The organism is Micromonospora sp. CP22 (genome assembly GCF_009712475.1).
Lineage (GTDB): Bacteria > Actinomycetota > Actinomycetes > Mycobacteriales > Micromonosporaceae > Micromonospora.
The window spans coordinates 360,151-385,731 of record NZ_VCJO01000001.1 but is presented as its reverse complement, the minus strand read 5'-3'; the positions used below and the strand labels follow the sequence as shown (position 1 = coordinate 385,731).

Here is a 25,581-nt window from a genome sequence, read left to right as displayed (position 1 = left end):
AGTGGGTCGCCCCGCCCCGAAACCCCAACGTCACACTTCCTCGACCGAGCTCGGCTCCCGCCGGGACAGGTCGATACCCAGTTCCTCCGCGGCCCGGAACACCTCGTCGTCGGTCTCGCGCATCTCCAGGGCCACGCCGTCGCTGGAGAGCACCTCAACGTTGAGGCACAGCGACTGCAGCTCCTTGAGCAGCACCTTGAACGACTCCGGGATGCCCGGCTCTGGGATGTTCTCGCCCTTGACGATGGCCTCGTAGACCTTCACCCGGCCGAGAACGTCGTCGGACTTGATCGTCAGCAGCTCCTGCAGGGCGTACGCGGCACCGTATGCCTGCATCGCCCAGCACTCCATCTCACCGAAGCGCTGGCCACCGAACTGCGCCTTACCACCCAGTGGCTGCTGCGTGATCATCGAGTAAGGGCCGGTCGAACGAGCGTGGATCTTGTCGTCGACCAGGTGGTTGAGCTTCAGGATGTAGATGTAACCGACCGCGATCGGGTCAGGCAGCGGCTCGCCGGAGCGACCGTCGAACAGCTGCGCCTTACCCGAGGAGCCGATCAGCTGCCGCCCGTCCCGGTTGGGCAGGGTCGACTCGAGCAGACCGGAGATCTCCTCCTCGCGGGCACCGTCGAAGACCGGCGTGGCCACGTTGGTGTCCGGCTCGGAGGAGTCCGCGCCGATGCTCTTGAGCTGGCGCTTCCACTCGGCGTCGTCGCCCTCGACCCGCCAACCCGTCTTGGCCACCCAGCCAAGGTGCGTCTCCAGCACCTGGCCGATGTTCATCCGGCTCGGCACACCCAGCGGGTTGAGCACGATGTCGACCGGGGTGCCGTCCTCCAGGAACGGCATGTCCTCGACCGGCAGGATCTTGGAGATGACGCCCTTGTTGCCGTGTCGACCGGCGAGCTTGTCACCGTCCTGGATCTTCCGCTTCTGCGCGACGTAGACCCGGACCAGCTCGTTGACGCCCGGCGGCAGTTCGTCGCCGTCCTCCCGGGAGAAGGTACGCACGCCGATGACCGTGCCGGTCTCACCGTGCGGCACCTTCAGGGAGGTGTCCCGGACCTCACGCGCCTTCTCACCGAAGATCGCCCGCAGCAGTCGCTCCTCCGGGGTCAGCTCGGTCTCACCCTTGGGCGTGACCTTGCCGACCAGGATGTCGCCGGGGACGACCTCGGCGCCGATCCGGATGATGCCGCGCTCGTCGAGGTCGGCGAGCATCTCCTCGCTGACGTTCGGGATGTCGCGGGTGATCTCCTCCGGGCCGAGCTTGGTGTCCCGAGCGTCGACCTCGTGCTCCTCGATGTGGATCGAGGTGAGCACGTCCTGCTGCACGAGGCGCTGCGACAGGATGATCGCGTCCTCGTAGTTGTGCCCCTCCCAGGTCATGAACGCGACGAGCAGGTTGCGCCCGAGCGCCATCTCACCCTCGTCGGTGCACGGACCGTCGGCGATGACCTGGCCGGCTTCGACCCGGTCACCCTCGAAGACCACCGGCTTCTGGTTGACGCAGGAGCCGGCGTTGGAGCGACGGAACTTGTGCAGCAGGTACGTCCGGCGGTGGCCGTCGTCCTGGTGGACCGTGATGTAGTCGGCGCAGAGGTCCTCGACCACGCCGCCGACCTCGGCCACGACCACGTCACCGGCGTCGACCGCGGCACGGTACTCCATGCCGGTGCCGACCAGCGGAGACTCGGCCTTGACCAGCGGCACCGCCTGACGCTGCATGTTCGCGCCCATCAGGGCCCGGTTCGCGTCGTCGTGCTCCAGGAACGGGATCATCGCGGTGGCGACCGAGGTCATCTGCCGCGGCGACACGTCCATGTAGTCCACGGCGGCCGGCGGGACGTCCTCGGTCTCGCCGCCCTTACGACGGACCAGGACACGATCCTCGGCGAACGAGCCGTCGGCCCGCAGCGGGGCGTTGGCCTGCGCCTTGACGAACCGGTCCTCCTCGTCCGCGGTCAGGTAGTCGATCTGGTCGGTGACCCGACCGTCGATGACCTTCCGGTACGGCGTCTCGATGAAGCCGAACGGGTTGACCCGGGCGAAGGTGGACAGCGCGCCGATCAGACCGATGTTCGGGCCTTCCGGCGTCTCGATCGGGCACATCCGGCCGTAGTGGGACGGGTGCACGTCGCGGACCTCGAAGCCGGCCCGCTCCCGGGACAGACCACCGGGGCCGAGCGCGCTCAGCCGCCGCCGGTGGGTCAGGCCCGCCAGCGGGTTGGTCTGGTCCATGAACTGGGACAGCTGCGAGGTGCCGAAGAACTCCCGGATCGCGGCGACGACCGGACGGATGTTGATCAGGGTCTGCGGCGTGATCGCCTCGACGTCCTGGGTGGTCATCCGCTCGCGGACGACCCGCTCCATCCGGGACAGGCCGACCCGAACCTGGTTCTGGATCAGCTCACCCACGGTACGCAGCCGCCGGTTGCCGAAGTGGTCGATGTCGTCGGCCTCGTAGCCCTCCTCACCGGCGTGCAGCCGGCAGAGGTACTCCACGGTGGCGACGATGTCGTCCTCGGTCAGCGTGCCGGTGGTGATCGGCACGTCCAGTTCGAGCTTCTTGTTGAACTTGTAACGACCGACCTTGGCTACGTCGTACCGCTTCGGGTTGAAGAAGAGGTTGTCGAGCAGGGTCTGGGCGTTCTCACGGGTCGGCGGCTCGCCAGGGCGGAGCTTGCGGTAGATGTCGAGTAGCGCCTCGTCCTGACCGGCGATGTGGTCCTTCTCGAGCGTGGTCATCATCAGCTCGGACCAGCCGAACTTCTCACGGATCTGCTCGGCCGACCATCCGATGGCCTTGAGCAGAACCGTGACGGCCTGCCGGCGTTTGCGGTCGATGCGTACGCCGACCGTGTCGCGCTTGTCGATGTCGAACTCCAGCCAGGCACCCCGACTCGGGATGACCTTGACGCTGGAGAGGTCGCGGTCGGAGGTCTTGTCCGGCTGCTTGTCGAAGTACACGCCCGGCGAGCGGACGAGCTGGCTGACCACGACGCGCTCGGTGCCGTTGATGATGAAGGTGCCCTTCGGCGTCATCATCGGGAAGTCACCCATGAACACCGTCTGGCTCTTGATCTCGCCGGTGGTGTTGTTGGTGAACTCCGCGGTCACGAACAGTGGCGCGCAGTAGGTGAGGTCCTTCTCCTTGCACTCCTCGATCGAGGCCTTGACCTCGTCGAAGCGCGGCGCCGAGAAGGACAGCGACATAGTGCCGGAGAAGTCCTCAATGGGACTGATCTCGTCGAGGATCTCCGCGAGACCCGAGCGTGCGTGCGGGTCGTCCGCCGACCGGCCCTGCCAAGCCTCGTTGCCGACGAGCCAGTCGAAGGACTCGTTCTGAATGGCGAGGAGGTTGGGGACCTCGAGGTGTTCGGTGATCCGACCGAAGGAAACTCGGCGGGGAGCGAAAGCGCTCGACGTACGACTGGTCTTCGCAGGGCGGGAAGCTGCCAAGATGCGTCCTTCCGAGGACCGGTGCTGCAGAACGGCTGGTACGCGTGCACTCCAATGACCCCACCAGAAAATATCCACAAACGGACATTTCCGAGCAGGGGTCAAGTCGGAAGGCAGCGCAAACTAGCAGTGTAGCCGAGAGGCTAACCGCTGTCCAGCTCACCCCGCAGGTTGTCGCGGAACGTGCCTCGGGACCCCTCTAACGGGTCAACCGGGCCGCTCGGAACGCAACGTCCCTGCCGGGCCGCTCAGGTATGCGTGGCGAGTGGTGCTGCCGCTGCATTACCCACGCGGTGGCCGTCGCAAGCGCGGAAGGTCTTGCTGATGCCAGCGTGCCTGGCAGTCCAGGGCCGCGTCAAGGGTCCTTGTCGGCATCGGACTCTCTTTCCTGCTCACGGGCGAGTCCGCCGACCTGGCCGCCGCGCCGCCGAGCGGACCCGACGCCCTGCTCATGCCGGTTGCGCGAGTCGACGAACACGGCGGGCGGCGATCCCTGTCGGATCGCCGCCCGCCGCGATGCGGTCTGCCCCGGTTCGAGCAATCGAAGCCGGAACGGCCAGGTGCGCTCAGGTCACTTGAGGGTGACCTTGGCGCCCTCACCCTCCAGCTTGGCCTTGGCCTTGTCCGCGGTCTCCTTGTTGACCTTCTCCAGGACCGGCTTCGGCGCGGACTCGACCAGGTCCTTGGCCTCCTTGAGGCCCAGGCCGGTCAGCTCACGCACGACCTTGATGACCTGGATCTTCTTGCCACCGTCGGCGTCGAGGATGACGTCGAACTCGTCCTTCTCCGGCTCGGCCTCGGCGGCGCCGCCGCCACCGGCCGGGCCCGCCACCATCATCGCGGCCGGAGCGGCGGCGGTGACCTCGAAGGTCTCCTCGAACTGCTTCACGAACTCGGAGAGCTCGATCAGCGTCATCTCCTTGAACGCGTCGAGCAGCTCGTCAGTGCTGAGCTTCGCCATGTCTGGCGTCCTTTCTCATGGTTCAAACTAAGAACGTGGTGCGCCGGCGCGGTCTCAGGCCGCCTCGGCGCCTTCCTTCTCGCGCTTGTCCTGCAGCGCCGCCGCCAGGCGGGCGGTCTTCGACAGCGGGGCCTGGAACAGGGCCGCGGCCTTGCTCAGGTTGCCCTTCATCGCGCCGGCCAGCTTGGCCAGCAGCACCTCGCGGGACTCCAGGTCGGCGAGCTTCGTGACCTCGGCCGCGGAAATGGCCTTGCCCTCGAAGACACCGCCCTTGATGACGAGCTTCGGGTTGGCCTTCGCGAAGTCGCGAAGGCCCTTCGCCGCCTCGACGACGTCGCCCGAAACGAAAGTCAGCGCGGTAGGACCGGTGAACAGCTCGTCGAGGCCGGAGATGCCCGCGTCCGCCGCGGCACGCTTGGCCAGCGTGTTCTTGGCGACCGTGTAGCTGGTCTCCTTGCCGAGCGAGCGCCGCAGCTGGGTGAGCTGGGAAACCGTCAGACCGCGGTACTCGGTCAGCACCGTGGCACCGGCGTTCCGGAAGCTCTCGGTCAGCTCTGCGACGGCCGTGGCCTTGTCGGCCCGGATCGGCTTGTCCGCCATGTCCCTCCTCTCTCGTTGCTCGAGGCCGGTCACCGTCGTCGGCGAACGCCTGTGACGGGGCGGAGGTATCGCGGCAACAGAAAAGCCCCGGCGCAGGGCGCACGGGGCGAGGACGGCGGAATCAGGTGGTCGGCGGACCACAGGATGCAACCGGTATCGCTTACCGCCCTGCGCGGGTCGCCCGTCTTCGCGGGACCTTCGACCGTGCCCGGGGCACGGTGACCAGCGGTCTCTGGGTGGAACTTCGCCCATCAGGCTACGCGACACCTACGGTGACCGCCAAATCGCCCCCGCCACACCCGTGGTCACCGACCCGGCCGAGGCACCCTAGGCACGCCGGGCGCGGACGCGAACGTAGCCGGACAGCACCACCGCCGCCCAGGCCAACGCCCACCCGCTCAGCAGCAGCGCGGTCGAGCCGGGCAGCGGTCCCACCAGCGCCCGGGCGGTGGGGAGCAGCGGTGGCGCCAACCACGGCACGGCCGACTTCGCGACGCCGAACACCAGCGCGCCGACCACACCGCAGGTGAGCACCGCCACACCGTACCCGGCACTGCGGGTGATCACCCGGCTGGCCAGCGCACCCAGCGCCACCGCGCCCGGCAGGGCGAGCAGGTGTGCCCAGAGGCCGAGCGCCACGCCTGCGGGAATCGACCGCTCACCGGGCAGGCTGGGACCGGTCACCCCGCCCACCAGCCACGGGAAGACCAGGGCGACCATCACCAGACCGAGGCCGGCCACCGCCGCGGCGACCAGGCCGGCCGCGTACTCCCGTGCCGGGCCGACGGTGACCACGGCCAGCCGACGCTGCACGTCCGGCTCCACGTCCAACAGCACCTTGGTCTGCCAGGCCAGCACCGGGAAGAGCACCACCGCCGAGACACCGTAGGCCTCCGCCGGCTGGGCCCGGCCACCGCCGTAGAGGATCCCGAGGGTGAGCAGGCCGGCCAGGACCGGTGCCAACGCCCGTCCGGTACGCAGGAAGCCGGCGAGCCGGAACCGGACCAGGGCGCTCACCGGGTCACCTCGGACGGCGGCCCCGCCCCCGGTCGCGTGGCCACGGTTGGTGCGCTCTGTCCGCGTACTCCCAGAACGTGGTGGCCCTCGGCGCGCAGGCGGGCGACGGTGGCCGACACCTGCCCGACCGGGACCGCCAGCTCGACCACCGCGACCGCCGCCTCGCCCGACGGAGGCCGCTCGACCACCGTCGCCTCGGCCACCAGCCACTCCCGCGCGCCGGGCAGTCGGACGGTCTCCCCACGGTGGTCGCTGACCAGCACCGAGCCACCCTCGGCCAGCACCTCGTCGACCACCTGCGGGACCAGTTCGCGCGCTGCGGCGTCCAGACCCTCCCAAGGCTCGTCGAGCACGAGCAGGCCGGGCGGACGCAGCATGGCCTGGGCCAGGCCGACCTTCTGGGCGGTGCCCTTCGAGAGCTGGGACAGCCGGACGGTGCGGAACGGCCCGAGACCCAGCCGGTCGACCCACCGGCGCACCGTACGCTCCGTCTCGCCGGAGGAGAGGCCGGCGATCCGGGCCATCGCGGTGAGGTAGCCGTCGACGGAGAACGGCTGGTCGGCCGGGAAGCGCTCCGGCACCCAGCCCACCACCGACGGCCGGTCGAGCACCCGGCCGCGCGACGGTCGGAGCACCCCGGCGGCGAGTTGGAGCAGGGTCGACTTGCCGGCCCCGTTGCGGCCGAGCACCACCGCCGCTTCGCCCGGCGCGAGGCTCACCGTCACCTCTCGCAGCACCCACGGACCGCGCCGGTGATACCGCAACCCGACGTCGTCCAGCCACATGCCGCGAGCCTGCCACACCGGACAGACGAACGCGGCCCCGCCACGAGTGGCGGGGCCGCGTCGGAGTGTCGTGCTCAGCTGTCGGCCGAGCTCTCCTGAAGGTTCTTCACCATGTTCGGGTCGACCGGCACGCCGGGGCCCATCGTGGTGGTGAGGGTGACCTTCTTGAGGTACTTGCCCTTCGCTGCCGACGGCTTGGCGCGCAGCACCTCGTCGAGAACGGCCGCGTAGTTGTCGACCAGCTGAGCCTCGGAGAACGAGGCCTTACCGATGATCAGGTGCAGGTTCGAGTGCTTGTCCACCCGGAAGGTGATCTTCCCGCCCTTGATGTCGTTGACGGCCTTGGCGACGTCCATGGTCACCGTGCCGGTCTTCGGGTTCGGCATCAGACCGCGCGGGCCCAGGATCCGCGCGATCCGGCCGATCTTGGCCATCTGGTCGGGCGTGGCGATCGCCGCGTCGAAGTCCAGCCAGCCACCCTGGATCCGGGCGACCAGCTCGTCGGTGCCCACCTCGTCGGCACCGGCGGCGACGGCCTCCTCAGCCTTCGCACCGGCGGCGAAGACGATCACGCGGGCGGTCTTACCGGTGCCGTGCGGCAGGTTGACCGTGCCGCGGACCATCTGGTCCGCCTTGCGGGGGTCGACGCCGAGGCGCATCGCGACCTCGACCGTGGCGTCGAACTTGACGGCGGTGTTCTCCTTGGCCAGCTTGACGGCCTCGGCGGGGCTGTAGAGCTTCGACCGGTCGATGGCTTCGGCGGCCTTGCGGTAGTTCTTGCTGCGCTGCATGTTCTGTCTACTCCTGTGGTCTCTGGCGGGCCGCGGTGCTCGCGCGCCCTCCCACGATCCGTACGGGTCGGCGACCGACGTCAGTCGGTGACGTTCAGGCCCATCGACCGGGCGGTGCCGGCGATGATCTTCTCAGCCTGGTCGAGGTCGTTGGCGTTGAGGTCGGCCATCTTCTTCTCGGCGATCTCGCGCAGCTGCGCGCGGGTCACCGAGCCGACCTTCTGGGTGTGCGGGACGCCCGAGCCCTTCTGCACACCGGCAGCCTTGATCAGCAGCCGGGCGGCGGGCGGGGTCTTCAGCACGAAGGTGAAGGAGCGGTCCTCGTACACGCTGATCTCGGCCGGGACGATGTCGCCCCGCTGCGACTCGGTCTGCGCGTTGTACGACTTGCAGAACTCCATGATGTTCACGCCGTGCTGACCGAGCGCGGGACCGACCGGCGGCGCCGGAGTGGCCTGGCCCGCCGGCAGCTGAAGCGTGAACGTCTTGACGAGCTTCTTCTTCGGAGGCATGTCTCTTCCTGGGGCTTGGAACTGGGAAAGGTTCACACGACACCGCCGTCGAGGCGCGCACGGTCAGCGCGCATGCGACGGCGGCGACGTTCTAGGGTAGCGCAGGCCCGGATCCCCGCAGCCACGGAGGTTGCCCAGCCGGGTGAACCGAACGAACGGCGACCGGCGACGGTGGCCCGCCGCCGGTCGCCGACGAATCAGATCTTGGCGACCTGGTTGAAGTTCAGCTCCACCGGCGTCTCCCGGCCGAAGATCGACACCAGCACCTTGAGCTTCTGCTGGTCGGCGTTGATCTCGCTGATCGTGGCCGGCAGAGAGGCGAAGGCGCCGTCGGTGACGGTGACGGAGTCGCCGACCTCGAAGTCGAGGACCTTGACCTCCGGCTTCGCCTTCTTCTGCTGCTCGGTCTCGACAGCCGGTGCCAGCCACTTGAGCACCTCGTCGAGGCTCAGCGGCGCCGGGCGGTCGGCCCGGTCCGTCGCGCCGACGAAGCCGGTGACCCCGGGAGTGTTCCGCACGCAGGAGTAGGACTCCGCGGTCAACTCCATCCGGACGAGGATGTAGCCCGGGAAGACCTTCGCCTGCACCTGGGAACGCTTGCCGTTCTTGACCTCGACCTCTTCCCGGGTCGGCACCTCGACCTGGTAGATGTAGTCCTCCATGTCGAGGGACGTGATCCGGGTTTCGAGGTTGGTCTTGACCTTGTTCTCGTAACCGGCGTACGAGTGCACCACGTACCAGTCGCCCGGCGCGTAGCGCAGCTTCTGCCGCAGCTCCGCAACCGGGTCGAAGCCCTCTTCGGGAGCCGGCTCGGTCATCGCGAACTCCGGCTCGCTGGCGGCCTCGACCGACTCGTCACCAGCCGCCGTCGCCACCGTGGACTGCTCGTCCGGGGTTTCGGCGGTCTCGTCGTACTCAGGCACGCTTGCTCACTTCCGTCACTATCGGCACGTATCAGCCGGTCAGCTGGGGTTGCCGAAGACCCACAACACGCCCTTGGCGAAGGCGAAGTCCAGGACGGCCACGATGGTCAGCATCACCGAGACGAACGCGATCACCACCGCCGTGTAGGTCAGCAGCTCCTTGCGGGTCGGCCAGATGACCTTACGCAGTTCGGCCACGACCTCGCGGACGAAACGCGCGATGCGGCCGAACAGGCCCACCTTGTCTCCGCCGGTACGCGACTTGCGACCTTCGGTGGAATCCGCCCGGGCCGGCGAACCGGCGGCGGCACCTCGCGAACCCGACTCGTCCGCGTCGGTGGCGTCGTCCTCGGCGCTGTCGTTGACGACTTCGTCGTTCAGGCGCTCGTCGTCGGCGTCCTCGCCGCGCCGCTTGTTGTCGGCCACTTCGCCCTCCGTCGCGGGATGTCGGTGTCGCACGCGGTGCGCGTGCGCGGCGTTTGGTCACGCCAGCCGGACCAACCGTCCCGGGACGGGCCGCGGCCGGCGGATCAACCGGAAGGCCCGATGCCTCGGACCTCCCCGCCGATGCCACCACCACGGGCCGGACGCCACCAGAAGGCGGCGCGACCCACGGAACGGTCAGGCCTGAGGCGCAGGGGTGACAGGACTTGAACCTGCAGCCTGCGGTTTTGGAGACCGCTGCTCTGCCAATTGAGCTACACCCCTGTGCGGCAACGCTCACCCCACCCGGTCACACGACCAGGCAGGGGTCACTTGCCCCACGGCGGACCAGTGTACGGGTACCGACCCGACTTTCCCAACCGGTCTACCCCACGTGCCGCCCGACGCCGGTCAGGCCCGCGTCCGCACGGTGGCCCGCGCCTGCGACAGCACCTTCTCACCGAGGCAGGTGGCGGTCACATCCAGCCTGGTCAAGCCCTCTTCGGTGACCTCACGGACCACGGCGCTCACCACGACCTCGGTGCCGGCGTCGTCGTCGGGTACCACCACGGGGCGGGTGAACCGGACGCCGAAGTCGACCACCGCGTCGGGCGAGCCGGCCCAGGCGGTGACCGCCCGGCCGACGAGCGCCATGGTGAACATGCCGTGGGCGATCACCCCGGGCAGCCCCACCTTGGTGGCGAAGCGGTCACTCCAGTGGATCGGGTTGAAGTCGCCCGAGGCTCCGGCGTAGCGGATCAGGTCCGCCCGGGTCACCTGAAACGTCTGGGTGGGCAGTTCCACGTCAGTCCTCCCCGCGTACGACGAGCTTCATCCAGGCGGTGACCACCGGCTCACCGGCGGTCGTGTGGACCTCGGTCCGGGTGGTCACGAACTCGTGGCCACCCCGGCTGGTGACGTCCTCGATGGCGTTGACACAGACCAACTCGTCGCCGGCCACCACCGGTCGGGTGTACGCGAACCGCTGGTCGCCGTGGACCACCCGGCTGTAGTCGATGCCGAGTTCCGGATCCTCGACCATCTGCTGGTTGGCGGCCATGGTGAGCACGATCGCGAAGGTCGGTGGCGCGACCACGTCCGGGTGGCCCAGCGCGCGGGCGGCCTCAGGGTCGTGGTAGGCGGGATCGGTGGCACCGATCGCCGATGCGAACTCACGGATCTTCTCGCGGCCCACCTGATAGGGGGCGGTCGGCGGATAGGCCCGGCCGACGAAAGACTGGTCCAGAGGCATGCCGCGAAACTACACGCATAGCGCGAACGCCGGTCCGAGCGGTCGGCGGCGGCTCAGGCCGCGCCGTCCAGTCGAACCGGCGATCGTGAGACGTACGGAACCGGGCCGATCGGCCCGGGGCAGGTCAGCGCGTCTCGCGGTGCAGGGTGTGCCGCCCGTCCCGGGGGCAGAACTTCTTCAGCTCGATGCGGTCCGGGTCGTTACGACGGTTCTTGCGCGTGATGTAGTTGCGCTCCTTGCACTCCACACACGCCAAAGTGATCTTCGGCCGGACATCGGTCGCCTTCGCCACGGCGGAGTGCCTTCCTCGATAACGGATACAACTACGGCGCTACAGCCTACGCGCCACCAGGGCGGACACGCAAAGCGGGCGCCTGTGGCGCCCGTCCCACCGACCACCGGATCACTCCGGGGCGGACGAGAGTAGCGGTGGCCGGACTTGAACCGGCGACACAGCGATTATGAGCCGCTTGCTCTGCCATCTGAGCTACACCGCCGCGGTGGGCCCAGCCGGACCCTCTGAGCCCCCTTACGGAATCGAACCGTAGACCTTCTCCTTACCATGGAGACGCTCTGCCGACTGAGCTAAGGGGGCCTGCGCGATCACTCGGTGCCCGCGCAGAGGTAAGAGTACACGCCCCTACCCGGCTGGTGAAATCGGATCCCCCTGGACGGCGTACGCCCAGCTCAGGGCACCACACGCAGTCTCGGGAGCTCACTATTGGAGATCGACTCGGGGTCGACCTGAGCGCCGAACCACGCCTCCAGGCGCTCGAACGGCAGCGGGCGGCTGAACAGGAAGCCCTGCCCGACCTCACACCCGATGTCCTGGAGCAGCTCCAGGGTCAGCTCGCTCTCCACTCCCTCGGCCACCACGGTCAGACCGAACTGCTGGGAGAGGGTCACCACGGCGTTGACGATCGCCAGATCCCCCGGGTCGGTGGCCATGCCCTGGACGAAGGAGTGGTCCACCTTCACCTCGTGCACCGGCAACCGGCGCAGGTGCGCCAGCGACGAGCTACCGGTGCCGAAGTCGTCCACCGCGAGCCGCACGCCGAGATCCCGCAGGCGGCGCAGCGTCGGGATCGGACGCTCGGTGCCGTCCAGCACCCCGGCTTCCGGAACCTCCAGGGTCAGCAGCTGCGCCGGGACGCCGTACTCCTCCAGTAGCTCCTGGACCCGCTCCGGGAAGCGCTGGTCGGTGAGGGTACGCGCGGACACGTTGACCGCGACGGCGAGGGACTGGCCACCGTGCGCCCAGTCCCGACTGTGCCGCAGCCCCTCCCGGAGCACGAACTCGGTGAGCCGGCCGAGCTGGCCGGTGTGCTCGGCCACGGCGACGAAGTCCGCCGGGGTGACCGCCCCGTGTGTCGGGTGCTCCCAGCGGGCCAGGCACTCGACCCCGATGAGGCGACGGTCCCGCAGCGTCACCTTGGGTTGGTAGTAGACCTCCAGCTCGCCGTTGTCGAGCGCGCTGCGCAGATCTCCGGCGAGGCCGAGCCGGTGCAGCGACCGCGACTCCAACGCCGGCGTGTACAGCTGGACGCTGCCGGGGACCGCCTTGGCCGCCGTCGCGGCCACGTCCACCCGTTGCAGCAGGGTCGCCGGGGCGTCGCCGTGATCCGGGTGTACGACCACCCCGACCGCGGTGTCGACGTCCAGCGTGAGCGAGTCGAAGACCATCTCGTCGCGGATCTGCTCCCGCAACTGGCCGGCGAGTTCGACCGCCGCCTCGGCACTCTCCAGCCGCAGGGTCACCAGGAACTCGTCACCACCGGCCCGCCCCACCAGCGCGGCCGACGGCACGCAACCTCGCAACCGGTCGGCGACCTCGATCAGGACCTTGTCCCCGGCGGCGTGGCCGAGCGCCTCGTTGACCTGGCGCAGCCGGTCGACGTCGAAGAGGAGCAGCGCGACCACCTCGCCGGGCGCCCGGATCCGGACCGCCTCGGCCAGCGCGCCGAGGATGCGGCGACGGTTGGGCAGCTTCGTGAGCGCGTCGTGGTACGCGTCGTGCCGCAGCCGGTCGACCAGACGGGAGTTCTCCAGCGCGACCGCGGCGTGCGCGGCTACCGTCTCGAAGACGGGGACGTCCGGGCCACGGAAGAAGTTGGTGTCGCCGAGCCGGTTCGCGACCTCCAGGGTGCCGATGACCGCCTTGCCGGAGCGCAGCGGCACCACGATCACGTCCTTGGCCGTGTTCGGCCCCAACGCCTCGCGGGCCTCAGGGTCACCGCCCAACCCCCGGCCCACGGTCACCGTCTCCTGGCGCGTCACGGCGACGTCCCGCAGGGCCCCCGGGGTGAGCGCGGCGTCGAGCAGCCCCGGCTTGCCCTCCTGCGCGCTCAGCAGGACCTCCGGGTGACGCCCCTGGGCCGGTAGCCAGAGCGTGGCGTACTCCGCCTGCATCAAGCTGCGGATACGCACCAGGAGCACGTCGATGAGGGTGCTGTCGGATCCGCTCTCGGTGATCGCCTTGGTCAATTCGTACATCTCGGCCAAGGTCCGGTGCTGCCGGATGAACTGCGTGTACGTGTCGTAGACCAGCGCGAACGCGATCGCCAGACCGGCGAAGAGGAGCACGGCCCAGAGGGTGCTCTCCAGGGCGATGATGATGAGCAGACCGATGAAGAGGTTGAGCGCGACGCCGAGCAGCATCGGTGGGGTGGCGCGCAGGAGTTCCCGCCCGGCCTGCCAGCTCTGCGCGATCGTGAACACAGCGACCATCGCCATCAGGGCGACCAGGGTGTGCGTACCGACGGCGGCGAGCATCACCGCCCACGCGCCCGGGCCGACCCCCTCGGGCTTCGGCAGCAGTGTGTAGACGACGGTGGCCAGCGACGTGGCGCAGGCCGCCAGGGCGACGTTGAACCAGAGCTTGGCGGGCAGGAGCTTGCGGCGCAGCTGCACCACGAGCGTGGCGAAGGTGTAGGCCACCACCACCGACAGCGGCGGCAGGACGTACAGCGCGACGACCAGCGGGATCTCGGTGAAGGTGATGCCGAGCGCCTGCCGGCGGACCACGACGTTGATCGTCGGCATCGCGGCGACGATCATCGCCACGGTCAGCAGCAGGGTGAGTGGCCAGTCGCCCAGTGCCGGGTGCACGGTCAACCCGAGCAGGAGCGAGAAGATCACCGCGCACAGGGCGAGTGGGCCGGTGATCAGCCAGGCGTTCTCAGTACGCCGGGAAGGGGAGCCGACACGGGACGTCATGGCTCCCCTCGCGACGTCGGGTTTCCGGAGGTGTCGAGGCTGCCTGTGCGGGATCGGATGCGCGTCAGCGCACCACGCTGCCAGTTACCGGCATCTGCCATTCGAGGCCGTTCGACCTGAACTCAAGATCAGCGACGACGCCTGCCGCGACCACCAAGCCGGAGACCAGCAATAGGGAGCCGAGCAACCGGCCCAAACGTTGAGCAGACATCTGTGCTCCTGACGGGGTGACGGGAACGCATTGGAGGTCCCCCGATGGTGCCACAGCCGGTCCTTCGCTGGAAAGTTCACGAACCCGATGTCGGCGCGCTCGTCGCTCCGCACCGCCCGACTGCTTGAGTTTGCGCAGGTCAGAGCCATCCGACGGAGGCGGGGAGGCAGCCACAGTCAAAGAAAGCACCAACTGCCTATTCCCCCGCCAAGGCGGCTTTATGGATCTAGTGGACACGGTCGTGGAAACGCGCGGACCGACACTGCGGAATGACTGGCCCCCAGCGCGCCCCACCCGTCACCCTCAGTCATGGCATCACGACGAGCCAACCCGGTCACGGGAAGATTCGCCACCGTCAGCGTAGGCCGCAGACCCCTTTCAGTCACCCCCATGGATGCCTGAATCTCTCCAGTCGGACCGCGCGAGATCAACGAGAGCAGCCCCCGATCACCATCTCCCCTGGTCAGGTGCGGTTCTCACACCCGGTCACGCCAGCCGCCCCTCGACCACAGTCTTAGTCTCGACACCTGTGAAGCCAGCCAGGCCGTCACGCATCGACGTCGTTCGCAGCGAAGACGCGAGCATAACGTCACCCAGTCCGCTCACGCAGGAACCCTGAGCGCTTTCATCTGGGGTAGCGCGACTGGGTCAGGCGTTGGGTGTCACTCGCGGGTGAGTCCCGGTGGCAGCGCGTCTTCGTCGGGTCGGACCCGGTGGGCGTTGGCCAGGGGGTTGCGGTGGAGGGTGTCGATCAGTGGTTCCGGGCCGCCGATGCAGGTCCAGGTGTCGTCCCAGAGTGCGGAGACCAGCCATGATCGATCGACGGGGAAGAACAGGTCGGGTAGCGATCCGTGGCCGTGGCGCATGTGACCGGTCCGCCAGGTGAGGGCCTGCTCGGGTCCGGCCTCGACCAGCACGTAAGACCAGTTCCAGTAGAGCGACACTCTGGGGGCGTGGGGAAAGACGATGTCGTGGGCGCCGGTGTCGAGGTAGGCCAGCCACCAGGGCTGGTCGGAGGTCTGGTTGATCAGGTCCTCGACGAGGGCGTGTTCATAGGCGGTGACGGTGACGTCGTCGGCTTGGTGGGTGGTGGCGTAGGCGTCGTAGATCGGCGGGATGGCGGTGGTGATCGAGATGCCGGCAGTGGTGTGACCGGCGATCCACTCCACGTCGGCGGCGGTGCCTACCCGCCAGCTCCGCCCGTCTTTGCTGACCTGCACACCGCTATTCAAGTCGCTGCGGTAACGGTTGGCGCGGAAATCGGGTGTCCTCGGCGTGGCCGGGGGCGCAGCCGGCCGCCTCCGGGACAGCCGCGAACCGCGATGGCCCCTGACTTGCGTTTTCGCAGGTCAGGGGCCGTTGTTTCACCTGGTGGCGGGTAGAGGATTCGAACCTCTGTAGCTTTCGCGACGGATTTACAGTCCGCTCCCATTGGCCGCTCGGGCAACCCGCCAGGGCGTACCACCGCACCGTGATGCGGCAGCGGAAGCAAGGATAGCGGCTCCAACCGCCGATGGTGCAACCGGGTACCGTCAGGGTGTCGTACCCCTGGGCAACCAGGGACGAAGGACCACAAACCGGCCGGACAGCAGGAGCATGAGTATGGCAGCGAACCCGTCGTTCGACATCGTGAGCAAGGTCGATCGCCAGGAGGTCGACAACGCCCTCCACCAGGCGGAGAGGGAGCTCGGGACGCGGTTCGATTTTCGGGGCACCGGGGCGGGGATCTCCTGGTCGGGCGAGGAGACGATCAGCCTCCAGGCGGAGACCGAGGAGCGGGTCCGCGCCGCGTTGGAGGTGTTCAAGGAGAAGCTGATCAAGCGGAACATCTCGCTGAAGTCGCTGGACGCCGGCGACCCGCGTCCCTCGGGCAAGGTTTTCAAGATCGACGCCAAGGTGATCCAGGGGATCGACCAGGACAAGGCGAAGGCGATCAGCAAGAAGATCCGCGACGAGGGCCCGAAGGGTGTCCAGGCCCAGATCCAGGGCGACCAGCTCCGCGTCACGGGCAAGAAGAAGGACGACCTTCAGGCGGTCATCGCGCTGCTCAAGGCCGAGGATTTCGGCGTCGCCCTTCAGTTCACCAACTACAGGTAAGGCGGTCCCGGCCGGCCTGGTCATCGCGCCGGCCACGCCTTGTCACCTGGGCAGAAGTCGTCACCAGTGGTCGTCGTTGGTCACCGCCATTCGGCCTGCGACGGCCTGGCGACGGCCTGGTCGCGTCTCACTCTGGGCCTTGCGCGTTGGTCGATTGGAGCATGGGCAACTGCTGCCCGTGTTGCTCGCCCGGCAGAAAGATCGCCTCCACGCCTTTCAATCCGTACGCACGTTCGACAGAATCGTTCCAACCGGCCGGGGAGTGGTGATGGCAGACAAGAGCTCTATCGAGTGGACCGAAGCCACATGGAACCCGACAACTGGCTGCGATCGCATCTCGCGCGGCTGCGATCACTGCTACGCGTTGACCTTGGCGAAGCGGCTGAAGGCCATGGGGTCGGCCAAGTATCAGACGGACGGCGACCCCCGTACGTCGGGACCGGGCTTCGGAATCGCAGTACACCCCGGTGAGCTAACGCTGCCTCTTCGATGGCGAGAACCCCGCGTCGTGTTCGTCAACTCGATGAGCGACCTGTTCCACGCGAAGGTTCCCTTCGACTTCGTTGAGCAGGTCTTTGAGGTCATGGCGGCAACCCCGCAGCACACCTACCAGGTACTCACCAAGCGAGCCGCGAGGCTTGCGAAGCTCGCACCCCGACTGACCTGGCCGGCCAACGTCTGGATGGGTGTCTCCGTCGAGGATGATGAACAGACGGAGCGCATCGACCATCTCCGCCGGGTGCCTGCTGCCGTTCGGTTTGTCTCGGCCGAGCCGCTACTCGGCCCGCTGGACGACCTGAACCTTGAGAGCGTTGACTGGCTGATCGCCGGTGGCGAGTCTGGCCCCGGCTGCCGGCCGATGGATCCCGCTTGGGTGCGATCGCTGCGCGACCAGTGCGTCGCAAGCGGTACGGCTTTCTTCTTCAAACAGTGGGGCGGCAGAACGCCAAAGGCCGGCGGTCGGGAGTTGGACGGTCGGACATGGGACGAGATGCCAACAGCGCGGGAACTCACGTCGATCGGCTAGTGCCTCGTCATGCAGCCTTGAACGGGTAATCCGGGTGGCGGATCTTGGATCCGGTGGCGAATGCGGTTTTCGGTCTGGCGCGTTGGTTGCGCCAGCGGATGTAGTCGCCGATCGCGGTGTCCTGCTCGGCGTGGCTGCGGTGGTCGGTGCCGTTGAGGGCGACGTAGCGCACGGCGGCGAACTCGGCCTCGATCCAGTTCAGCCACGACGCATACGTGGGCAGGAAGACCAGGTCCACTTGGTTGTCGGCGCACCAGGTGCGGACCTCGGGGTGCTTGTGCGGGGAGAAGTTGTCCACGATGAGGTAGAGACGCTGGTCGGGCCAGCGGCGGCGCAGGGTCTTGAGGAAGGCCAGGAACTCGCGCCAGCGTTTGCGGTCGCGGATGCGGTAGTGCAGCCGTCCGGTGGTCAGTCCAGGGCGGCGATCATGTGCCGTACGCCCTGGTCACGGGTGTAGGTGGCCCGCAGCCGCACCGGGTGTGCCACGGGCCGCCAGGCGCGGCCGGGGCGGGGTTGCAGATTGAGCGGCCCGAACTCGTCGACGCACAGCACCCGCCCATCAGGTGGTGGGTGGTCGTAGAGGTCCAGGATGCGGCGCATCTTGGTGGTGAAGTCGGGGTCGGTGCTGGCCTTCCACGTCTTGGTGGCCTGCCACGAGATCCCGCGTTCGTGCAGGATCCGTCGGATGGTCTCGCTGCTGATCGCCGTGGCGTAGCCAGCGGCGATGAGGTAGTCGCGCAGTTTGGCCAGGGACCAGCAGGAGAACGGCTGGCCGAGGAAGCGGGGGTCGCACCGGGCGATGACGCAGATCCAGTCTCTGGTCTGCTCATCGATCCGTCTCGGTGCGCCCCCGCTCCATTTTGGGTTCAAGGCGTCGAACCCCCGTTCGTTGAACGCGTGGATCACGTCACGGACGTAGTCCTCGCTGGCCTTGAGCAGGTGAGCGATGTCCGGCGCGGGCTGCCCCTGCGCGGACATCAGCACCACGATCGCCCGGCGCAGCTTCACCGGGTCCTTCGCGGTCCGGGTGATCCGCTGCAACCGCTGCCCCTCGGCCATCGACACCTGCCGGACAAACACCTCCGGCCGTCTACCCACCGGCCATCACCTCCCACCACGAGTGCTGGGAGACAGCCTGCCCGATAGACCCTCAAAACCGACGCATTACACGATCAACGTTCAAAGACGAGGCACTAGAAGCCAGCCCGGAGAGGAGGGACTACACCCCCTACGGGCGCCGCAGCTGCTCCTTCCAGAAGTCGCCCTTACCAGTGTTGGCCACAGACGTTCCGCTCAGTTGTTTCACGGCGGCCCGGACGTGAGGGGTGCTTGCCTGGCCTAGAGTCGCGCCATAGACCTCCGGCACATAATCGGCAGGGCAGTACGGGCCCAATTCGTCCAGCAGCCGTTCGAGGTTCCCCGCAATAATCCTCGTCCACTCGGTGCCGTGTCGACTGCTGTAGCTCTCGGGAGTCGGCAACTCATCGTCGCCGAACAGCGAGCCCTGCCCGTGCTTTTCCCCCTTGCGGAGCAGGTCCGTCTGCCACGCCACCGACCACTCCACGCCCGCCTTACCCAGCGAGTCCGCGAAGTGCCAGGCTCCCTCGTTGCTGGCCGTGAACAGCGCCAGCACGTACTTCGGCAGCAGATCGGGCCTGGGCCGCACCGGCATCTTGACCGCTCGGTATCTCGTTCCGGCCGTCAAGAGCTTCTCGTACTTGTCACAGACTTCTAAGGCAATCTCGGTAGCTCGCTGCTCATCGCCTTCGTCCCGAACGCCGGCAAAGTGTTCTTGCCACCAGTCGCCGCCGAGAAAGCGGTCTAGCCGGCCGGCGGTCTTTTGATCTGCCGGCGACAGCTCCCCGCGCCTGGAACGAGCCGCATGTACGGCACGGCCCATTCGAGCGACGCTTAAGACGCTGAAGTGGAGCAGGACCTCAGTAGGCGGCCACGACGGGCGACCGAGCAGGGCGGCCTTGAGGAGGTCAAAGTCCAACGCAGGACCGAACGGGTCGAGAAAGGCGAACAGCGACGCGCCCTGGGCCCGTCTTAGGACTTCGGGAAGGTGCTCGTCAACCGAGCCGGACCGGACGACCCGCTCAGCGTCGCCACCCTTCTCGTCGAGTACGCGCTCCAGGTTGGCAAAGTTGTCCGGGTTCTGCTCGATGAAGAACCCCAGGACATTGCGGTAACCCCTGACGAACTCGGCACACCGCGACAGCAGCAGCGGCGAGCCCGGCTGCCCGTCGTCGTACTCCCCACGGCCGGCGTATCCATCTAGGAAGACAACCCGGTTGCCCTCGACGCTCTTGCCAGTCTTCGATGCGAACACGACCGGGTACCGGCTCAGGATGCCGTGCTTGAAGACGGCAGCCGCCTTCTTTGAAGCGAAGAAGTCTGCACCGGCCACGAGCCCTCCCCTGGCCACAGTAAGTAGCGCCACGCTAGCGGAAGGTTGCGGCGCGCGGAAGGCTGTGAATCTCCGCCAACACATGGTTGATTTCTTCGCCAAGAGGAACCAAAGCCGCCAATGAGCTGCGCCAGCAACGGGGCCGAACTGTCCGAACAGTCCAGCACCGCCGAAACCAACGTCCTGACGCAGCACGCACGCTGGCAGCAGCGCAGCGGCCCAACCAGATTGATAGAACATCTGGCAATCTGCCCAGCGCATCGCGGCAAGCACGCTCACAACCACAGCCGCCGCCAACAACCACCCACCACAGCAGCCTCAGTAGCAGCCACATGCCCAGCATCGGCACACCTCGCAGCCACCGCCCCACTGCAGTGACGCTCGAACACGAAGCCTCTACAGACACCCTCGATGCAGCGGCGTGGCGAGATTGACAAAACTTCTGTCAATCTACTCATGACGACGCACGCAACCAGCAGCAGCAACGCACCGCCGCAACCGACCTCCCGACGCAGCACGCACGCTGGCAGCAGCGCAGCGGCCCAACCGGATTGATAGAACATCTGGCAATCTGCCCAGCGCATCGCGGCAAGCACGCTCACAACCACAGCCGCCGCCAACAACCACCCACCACAGCAGCCTCAGCTGCAACGCAGGACCAGGAGGCGAGCTGCAACGATCAACACACCGACAGTAACCAGATTGCCAGATGATCTGTTAATGTTGACAGAAGTTCTATCAGCAAGGAGGATTTGCCATGCTCTTCACGCCTCCCCCTCTAGACGATGAAGACCTCCGAGTCATCTCAGAGGTCCATGAGTTCCGGCAGAGACTGCGGTTGTTCCTGCACGAGCCTCGCCGCTGGAAGGGTCAACTACGTCGCAACCTCAAGGCACGCGCGATCCGCGGATCCAACAGCATTGAGGGCTACGACGTGTCGCTAGACGATGCGGTTGCCCTTCTTGAGGACGAGGAACCTCTCGACGCAGACAAGCGCACTTCGCTGGAAATCCTAGGCTATAGAAATGCCCTGACTTACATCCAGCAACTTGCCGACGACTCAGACTTCTCGCTGGATGAGTCGCTAATCCGAAGTTTGCACTTCATGATGCTGGGTCACGACCTAACCAAGAGCCCAGGCAGGTACCGCCCAGGGCAGATATTCGTTCACGACGAGGAGAAGAACCTCCTTGTATACGAAGGGCCAAGTTCTGACATAGTGCCGGGACTGATGCGGGAACTTATCGAAGATCTTCGGAACGCAAGCGAGACTCCCAACTTCGTCCGAGCCGCCCTCGCCCACCTCAACCTGGTAATGATTCATCCATTCAGAGACGGCAACGGACGCATGGCTCGCGCCTTACAGACGCTGGTGCTAGCGCGAGAAAGAATTCTCGCGCCCGAGTTCAGTTCCATCGAGGAATGGCTAGGGCGAAACACCGCCGCATACTACGCAGTCCTAGCTGCCGTTGGTCAGGGCTCTTGGCATCCCGAGAACGACACGCGCCCCTGGGTTCGCTTCAACCTAGTAGCTCACCATATGCAGGCTCAGACAGTCCTCCGTCGAGTAGAGGACGCGCAACGGACGTGGTTGGAGCTTGAACAAGAGGTAGAGCGGCTCGACCTGTCGCCGAGGACCGTGTTCGCACTGTATCCAGCAGCTATGGGACTCAGGGTTCGGAGGCCGGTTTATGAGAAGGATGCGGAGATTGAGGTCGGAACCGCAAACCGCGACCTCCGCATGATGGTAAGCCGTCAGTTGCTTGAACCGCTCGGGGAGACGCGTGGACGCTTCTATGTTGCAACTGAGAGACTTCGCCAGATCCGACAACGAGTGGCTGCGGATCGACCTCGCCTGACCGATCCCTACCGAGAGAAGAATATCTACTCGGTATCCGTGGCATAAGCTCTGCTGAAGCTCACTGCACACCGGCGCGCACTCAGCCATCCCGTCTGCCGTCGACCCGCCCCTGGGGGAGCGGGCCGCCGCCCGGCCCGCCACGTCAAGCGGACCTTGACGCAAGTTCGGGCGCTGGCGGGTCGGGCGGTGGTCTGCTCGGCTTGCCCGGGTCGATGGCGGGCGGGATGGCCTACCGTAACCACCCACGGACCGTGACGCGCCGACGGTGCCCGGGCCATCCTGGCGCCGGAGCGCCCCCGCCGGAGGCAGCAGTAACCGCAACCCCGCCACCGCCGCCAGCTCGCCGACGCGGCCGGCGTCCGCTGCCCTGCGCCGCGCGGGCTCGTGGACGCGCGGCCCGGCCGGCTGCCGGCCCACCCCTCACCGGTCAACGCCCCTGTCGTTCTGCGGCGGCCCCTTGGGCTTTCCGCTTCCGCGCCAGCCGCCGGGCGTGTTGCGTGGCCGGAGTCGGAGCGTCAGCGGAGCGACGGACGCGCGCCCAGGCGGCGGTGCGTGCGGCCCGTTCAGGGCCGCCTTGAAGACGTACAGAAACTTTGAACCACTTCGCCGGCTGACATCGCCGGCTGCCGGCTGCCGTACCTCCGGTGGTGCTCGCGGGCGCCCGGCTGTCGGCGGGCTGAGGACGCGGTCATGGGCGGAGTACGCCGAGGGTGATGGCGAGCTGGGTGATCGTCGCGGGGGCGCCCGGGGCACGGGCGACCTGCGCGACCATCTCCCGGCCCGTCGGCCGGTGACGTATCTCGGCCGGGGCGATGTGGTCGGCCTGCGTCAGGGCGTGACCAGCCTTGCCGACCTCGTCGACGTGCAGGTAGGCGCAGGCCGCGTCGATCAGGTGCGCGGCCCGCTGCTCGACGGAGAGCCAGCGCCACCCGCTCCGCGTCATCATTTTCTCGTGGCGGAGGACAGCTTCCCCCGCATCACCCGCCGCCGCAGCGGCGACCCGGGCCACCTCGACGGCCGTTGGCCCGAAGCCGGTCCGATGATGGTCGTGCCCTTCGCCCACCCGGGCGGCCAGCTCGGCGGCCTCGTCCAGCAGTTCGGCCGCCCCGCGCTCGTCGCCGGACCTGCCGGCCACCAGCGCCGCCTGCACCAGCAGGGATCCGCACAACGACAGCTCCTCCGGCGTACCGGTGTCGAAGTCTCGCGGAGCGATCCGATAGGCGGCGGCCAGCAGTATGGATCTTGCCCTCGGCGTGGCTCGCAACGCCTGACCGAGCTGTATCGCCGCGCACGCCACCAACACCCGGTCACCGGTCGCCGCGGACATCGCGCGGTCGGCGGCCAGCCAGGCCAGACCCGGCTCGTCCAGCTTGACCAGCAGGGCCGCCGTCAATCGGTACGCCTCGACCACCGTGCCCCGGGCCACCTCCGGCTCGTGCGCGTGGGCGCGTTGCACGTCGGCGAGCAGCGACGGCAACTGCTCGATCAGGTACGGGTACCGGGCGTGCTGGTAGCTGGTCCAGGCGTGGGCAACGGCCCCGGCCAGCTCGTTCGACGCCGGTTCGCGGCGGGCCAGGCGGCCGAGTGCCGCGTCGTACGTCGACAGCGCCGCCCGGATCCGCGCCACGCCCTCGCTTCGCGCGACCGGTTCGGCCGGCTGAGCGTCGCGGCCGAGCAGCGTCGACACATCAACCCGCAGGACGGCGGCGATGTCACGGATGGTCGACACCCGCTCCAACGAGCGCACCCCACGCTCGACCTTGTCCACCCAACTCTTCGACTTGCCCAACCGGTCCGCGAACGACTGCTGCGACATCCGCCGCCGTACCCGCAGGTAGGCGACCCGCCGACCGATCGGCACCGGATCACGGCTCACGACCGCACCGCCGATCCGGCACCGGCCAGTGCCCACGGTTGATCGGCACTCGGTGCCGGACCCGGCAGGGCAGGTCCGCACCACAGCGGCATACGCGCCGCCACCGCCGCCACGACCAGACCGGGCGATGGCGGTACGCGAGAGTCAGCGCCACCGCCGCGACGTACTCGCCATAGGACACTCGCCTCCGATTGCGGCCGATTCCATGATTCTGGGCAGGAATCTGGCGACGGCCAGCGTTCTGGTCCGTTTGCCCCAGCCCTGCGGCCCGAACAGTCGGATCGTCAGATCCCGCCACGTTGCCTCCCGCAGGACTTGGAGAAGCCCGTGGGCACCCCCAGCTAGTGAAGGAGCACCCACGGCAGGAGCACCCGGCCGCCAAGCTGGATGACCCCACGAGCAACTTAGGACGCAATGTGCTCAGGGTCAACTACTAACAGCACATAGCGTTGCAAGTTGGGGGCGTGGCGTGATCTCCTTGCACCAGCCGCCAAGCTGGGAGCACCACCTATGTCTGAAGCCGCGTACCTTCAGGTCGCCCGGGATATCCGAGAGCAGGTCAGCTCCGGTCAACTGAAGCCGGGTGACAAGCTGCCGTCCTTCGCCGCCTTGTGCGAGCACTACAAGGTCAGCAACACCGTCGTCCGCGCCGCGATGCTGATCCTCAAGGCTGAGGGGCTTATTGACGGCCGACAGGGCAAGGGCGTGTACATCGCTGACCCACTCCCCCGATAGCAGCGTTGACCACGACGGCCGGGTGGGCGGGGCCGGGGGCGGTCAACTTCATAGTGCGCCTCCTCGCGGCAGAGGCTACCGGGCGTGCGACGCGCCGGTTCAGACCACGGCGGGGCTGTCGACGCGTACGGTGGCGGCCTCCGCGCGGGCGATGGGGCCGGTGGGCAGCGCGGCGACCGCCGCCCCGACGGCGACCGCTCCCCCGGCGAACAGGAAGGCCCAGGGCACGCCGCCGGCATGGTCGATGATCAGGCCGGAGACCGCGCCGCCGACCGCGCTCGCCCCGACCGACATGGTCACCACCCAGGTGTACGCCTCGTTCAGCATGCCGGTCGGCGAGATCCTCCCGACGAGGGTGTTCTCCAGGGTCAACGCGGGAGCGATCATGGCCCCGCCGATCACCAGGGCGGTGCCCAGCGCGATCGGTGTGGGCATCACGGCGAAGACGGCGAAGCTGCCGGCGACCCCGGCGAGCAGCCAGGCGAACAGGCGGGTCATGTTGCGCGCCGGTCGGCGGACGCCGAACCAGAATCCGCCGATCGCGCTGCCGACCCCCCAGACGGCCAACAGCACCCCGGCGAGGCTGTCCGGGTCGTCCGGGCTGTAGCGGGTGGCGAACGCCGGTACGGTCACCCCGGCCGCCCCGAAGGCGATGCCGAGGCTGGCCACGCAGAGCAGCAGCGCCGGGAAACCGGCGACCCGCAGCGGGCCGAGGCCACGGGCGTGGTGTTCCCGGGCGTGCGGACGCCATTGGCGCATGACCTGGCCGAGCGCCACCACCACGGTGCCGACCAGGGTCACCACGGCCGCGCCGACCAGCGCCGCCCCGGCGTCGGCGACGAGGACGAACCCGGCCACCAGCAGTGGTCCGAGCACGAAGACGATCTCGAACAGGGTGGTCTCGGCGGCCAGCGCGGTGTTGCGCAGGTGGTACCGCCCGGACTCGACGTTGGTCAGGTCGTTCCAGGCACCCCGGATCGCGGCGGTCATCGGCGGGTACGTCCCACCGGCCACCGCCGACGCGAGCAGCACCAGCCCGAAGGGGGCGGACTCGGTACGGGCCGCCCAGAGCAGCCCGAGCAGGGCCAGTGGGTGGGCGATCGCGGTGCCGAGCAGCACCGGAGTGGGGCCGATCCGGTCGGCGATCCGCCCGGCCACCGGGCTCAGGGCCGCGCCGAAGAGGGCGTAGCAGCCACCCGCCACGGCGGCCAGCGAGTAGCGCCCGGTCACGCCCTCGACGACGAGCAGCAACGCCAGCGGCGTCATGCCGATCCCGAGCCGCCCGATGATGCCGGTGATCAGCAGGGTCGGCGCGCCCGGGATCTGCCAGACAGCCAGATACCGGCGCAGCCCAGCCACAGCGGACCTCCACGAGGATGTAATGAGTGAGATTCAGTTCGACCCTAACGCCCGAAGGGCTTC

The 25,581-nt window shown here is 68.0% G+C and carries 24 protein-coding genes and 4 tRNA genes; 4 read left to right on the top strand and 24 right to left on the bottom strand.

The window, feature by feature from the left end; all coding sequences use genetic code 11:
• Nucleotides 1-30: 30 nt before the first annotated feature.
• The 19 genes from FF096_RS01780 to FF096_RS01690 all read right to left on the bottom strand — a co-directional run bounded on the left by FF096_RS01780 (nt 31) and on the right by FF096_RS01690 (nt 15,606).
• Nucleotides 31-3,462 (bottom strand): DNA-directed RNA polymerase subunit beta, encoded by a 3,432-nt coding sequence (locus FF096_RS01780; RefSeq protein ID WP_155214542.1) that lies wholly within the window; start codon nt 3,460-3,462, stop codon nt 31-33.
• Nucleotides 3,463-4,033: 571 nt separating this feature from the next.
• On the bottom strand, nt 4,034-4,423 hold the full coding sequence (gene rplL, locus FF096_RS01775; protein WP_155214541.1) for a 50S ribosomal protein L7/L12: 390 nt from the start codon (nt 4,421-4,423) through the stop codon (nt 4,034-4,036).
• Nucleotides 4,424-4,477: 54 nt separating this feature from the next.
• Entirely contained in the window at nt 4,478-5,023 is a 546-nt protein-coding gene (gene rplJ, locus FF096_RS01770) for a 50S ribosomal protein L10 (protein WP_155214540.1), read from the bottom strand.
• Nucleotides 5,024-5,350: 327 nt separating this feature from the next.
• A complete protein-coding gene (locus FF096_RS01765) occupies nt 5,351-6,040 on the bottom strand; it encodes a hypothetical protein (RefSeq protein ID WP_309222484.1) in 690 nt (229 codons plus the stop codon).
• Nucleotides 6,037-6,825, bottom strand: coding sequence for an ATP-binding cassette domain-containing protein (locus FF096_RS01760; RefSeq protein WP_155214539.1), 789 nt, complete (start codon nt 6,823-6,825; stop codon nt 6,037-6,039). The genes FF096_RS01765 and FF096_RS01760 overlap by 4 nt, the downstream gene beginning before the upstream one ends.
• 74 nt (nt 6,826-6,899) lie before the next feature.
• On the bottom strand, nt 6,900-7,616 hold the full coding sequence (gene rplA / locus FF096_RS01755; protein WP_155214538.1) for a 50S ribosomal protein L1: 717 nt from the start codon (nt 7,614-7,616) through the stop codon (nt 6,900-6,902).
• Nucleotides 7,617-7,696: 80 nt separating this feature from the next.
• Nucleotides 7,697-8,128: a 50S ribosomal protein L11 gene (gene rplK / locus FF096_RS01750; RefSeq protein WP_093403591.1), complete on the bottom strand. Its 432-nt coding sequence runs from the start codon at nt 8,126-8,128 to the stop codon at nt 7,697-7,699.
• A 197-nt stretch (nt 8,129-8,325) separates the two neighbouring features.
• Complete coding sequence (nusG, locus tag FF096_RS01745; protein ID WP_309222483.1) at nt 8,326-9,051, bottom strand: transcription termination/antitermination protein NusG; 726 nt, start codon at nt 9,049-9,051, stop codon at nt 8,326-8,328.
• Nucleotides 9,052-9,090: 39 nt separating this feature from the next.
• Nucleotides 9,091-9,477 (bottom strand): preprotein translocase subunit SecE, encoded by a 387-nt coding sequence (secE, locus tag FF096_RS01740; RefSeq protein WP_309222482.1) that lies wholly within the window; start codon nt 9,475-9,477, stop codon nt 9,091-9,093.
• A 209-nt stretch (nt 9,478-9,686) separates the two neighbouring features.
• Nucleotides 9,687-9,759: transfer RNA gene (locus tag FF096_RS01735), tRNA-Trp, on the bottom strand.
• Nucleotides 9,760-9,885: 126 nt separating this feature from the next.
• Nucleotides 9,886-10,278 (bottom strand): MaoC family dehydratase, encoded by a 393-nt coding sequence (locus FF096_RS01730; protein ID WP_309222481.1) that lies wholly within the window; start codon nt 10,276-10,278, stop codon nt 9,886-9,888.
• 1 nt (nt 10,279) lies between these two features.
• Nucleotides 10,280-10,726: a MaoC family dehydratase N-terminal domain-containing protein gene (locus FF096_RS01725; RefSeq protein ID WP_155214537.1), complete on the bottom strand. Its 447-nt coding sequence runs from the start codon at nt 10,724-10,726 to the stop codon at nt 10,280-10,282.
• 124 nt (nt 10,727-10,850) lie between these two features.
• The gene (gene rpmG / locus FF096_RS01720) at nt 10,851-11,018 is read right to left on the bottom strand and encodes a 50S ribosomal protein L33 (protein ID WP_093403583.1); all 168 of its coding nucleotides are present in this window, start codon (nt 11,016-11,018) and stop codon (nt 10,851-10,853) included.
• 132 nt (nt 11,019-11,150) lie between these two features.
• Nucleotides 11,151-11,223: transfer RNA gene (locus FF096_RS01715), tRNA-Met, on the bottom strand.
• Nucleotides 11,224-11,248: 25 nt separating this feature from the next.
• A tRNA-Thr gene (locus tag FF096_RS01710) sits at nt 11,249-11,321 on the bottom strand.
• A gap of 92 nt (nt 11,322-11,413) precedes the next feature.
• Nucleotides 11,414-13,942 carry a bifunctional diguanylate cyclase/phosphodiesterase gene (locus FF096_RS01705; RefSeq protein WP_155214536.1) on the bottom strand — a complete coding sequence of 843 codons (2,529 nt, stop codon included), beginning with the start codon at nt 13,940-13,942 and terminating at the stop codon, nt 11,414-11,416.
• 64 nt (nt 13,943-14,006) lie between these two features.
• Nucleotides 14,007-14,153, bottom strand: a complete 147-nt coding sequence (locus FF096_RS01700; RefSeq protein WP_155214535.1) for a hypothetical protein — start codon at nt 14,151-14,153, stop codon at nt 14,007-14,009.
• A gap of 662 nt (nt 14,154-14,815) precedes the next feature.
• Nucleotides 14,816-15,373 (bottom strand): hypothetical protein, encoded by a 558-nt coding sequence (locus FF096_RS26220; RefSeq protein WP_309222480.1) that lies wholly within the window; start codon nt 15,371-15,373, stop codon nt 14,816-14,818.
• A gap of 149 nt (nt 15,374-15,522) precedes the next feature.
• Nucleotides 15,523-15,606: transfer RNA gene (locus tag FF096_RS01690), tRNA-Tyr, on the bottom strand.
• A 149-nt stretch (nt 15,607-15,755) separates the two neighbouring features.
• Here FF096_RS01690 and FF096_RS01685 point away from each other — a divergent pair.
• Both FF096_RS01685 and FF096_RS01680 read left to right on the top strand, forming a co-directional pair.
• Nucleotides 15,756-16,250 (top strand): YajQ family cyclic di-GMP-binding protein, encoded by a 495-nt coding sequence (locus tag FF096_RS01685; RefSeq protein WP_155214858.1) that lies wholly within the window; start codon nt 15,756-15,758, stop codon nt 16,248-16,250.
• Between the two features lie 268 nt (nt 16,251-16,518).
• A complete protein-coding gene (locus tag FF096_RS01680) occupies nt 16,519-17,277 on the top strand; it encodes a DUF5131 family protein (RefSeq protein WP_155214534.1) in 759 nt (252 codons plus the stop codon).
• 7 nt (nt 17,278-17,284) lie between these two features.
• Here FF096_RS01680 and FF096_RS26490 read toward each other — a convergent pair whose 3' ends face one another.
• The 3 genes from FF096_RS26490 to tcmP form a co-directional block, all read right to left on the bottom strand.
• Nucleotides 17,285-17,614, bottom strand: a complete 330-nt coding sequence (locus tag FF096_RS26490) for a transposase (protein ID WP_230462252.1) — start codon at nt 17,612-17,614, stop codon at nt 17,285-17,287.
• 71 nt (nt 17,615-17,685) lie between these two features.
• On the bottom strand, nt 17,686-18,375 hold the full coding sequence (locus FF096_RS26485; protein ID WP_309222479.1) for an IS630 family transposase: 690 nt from the start codon (nt 18,373-18,375) through the stop codon (nt 17,686-17,688).
• A gap of 130 nt (nt 18,376-18,505) precedes the next feature.
• Nucleotides 18,506-19,687 (bottom strand): three-Cys-motif partner protein TcmP, encoded by a 1,182-nt coding sequence (gene tcmP / locus FF096_RS01670; RefSeq protein WP_309222478.1) that lies wholly within the window; start codon nt 19,685-19,687, stop codon nt 18,506-18,508.
• 757 nt (nt 19,688-20,444) lie between these two features.
• Between tcmP and FF096_RS01665 the strand changes: the two genes are divergently transcribed.
• Nucleotides 20,445-21,593: a Fic family protein gene (locus FF096_RS01665; protein ID WP_155214533.1), complete on the top strand. Its 1,149-nt coding sequence runs from the start codon at nt 20,445-20,447 to the stop codon at nt 21,591-21,593.
• Nucleotides 21,594-22,236: 643 nt separating this feature from the next.
• On the opposite strand, the gene FF096_RS01660 is transcribed toward FF096_RS01665, so the two are convergent.
• Nucleotides 22,237-23,424 carry a helix-turn-helix domain-containing protein gene (locus tag FF096_RS01660; protein ID WP_309222477.1) on the bottom strand — a complete coding sequence of 396 codons (1,188 nt, stop codon included), beginning with the start codon at nt 23,422-23,424 and terminating at the stop codon, nt 22,237-22,239.
• 510 nt (nt 23,425-23,934) lie between these two features.
• On the opposite strand from FF096_RS01660, the gene FF096_RS01655 reads away from it, so the two are divergent.
• Nucleotides 23,935-24,159 carry a winged helix-turn-helix domain-containing protein gene (locus FF096_RS01655; protein WP_155214532.1) on the top strand — a complete coding sequence of 75 codons (225 nt, stop codon included), beginning with the start codon at nt 23,935-23,937 and terminating at the stop codon, nt 24,157-24,159.
• Between the two features lie 99 nt (nt 24,160-24,258).
• Here the strand turns inward: FF096_RS01655 and FF096_RS01650 are convergent, their stop codons facing one another.
• Complete coding sequence (locus FF096_RS01650) at nt 24,259-25,518, bottom strand: MFS transporter (protein WP_309222476.1); 1,260 nt, start codon at nt 25,516-25,518, stop codon at nt 24,259-24,261.
• Between the last annotated feature and the right edge of the window lie 63 nt (nt 25,519-25,581).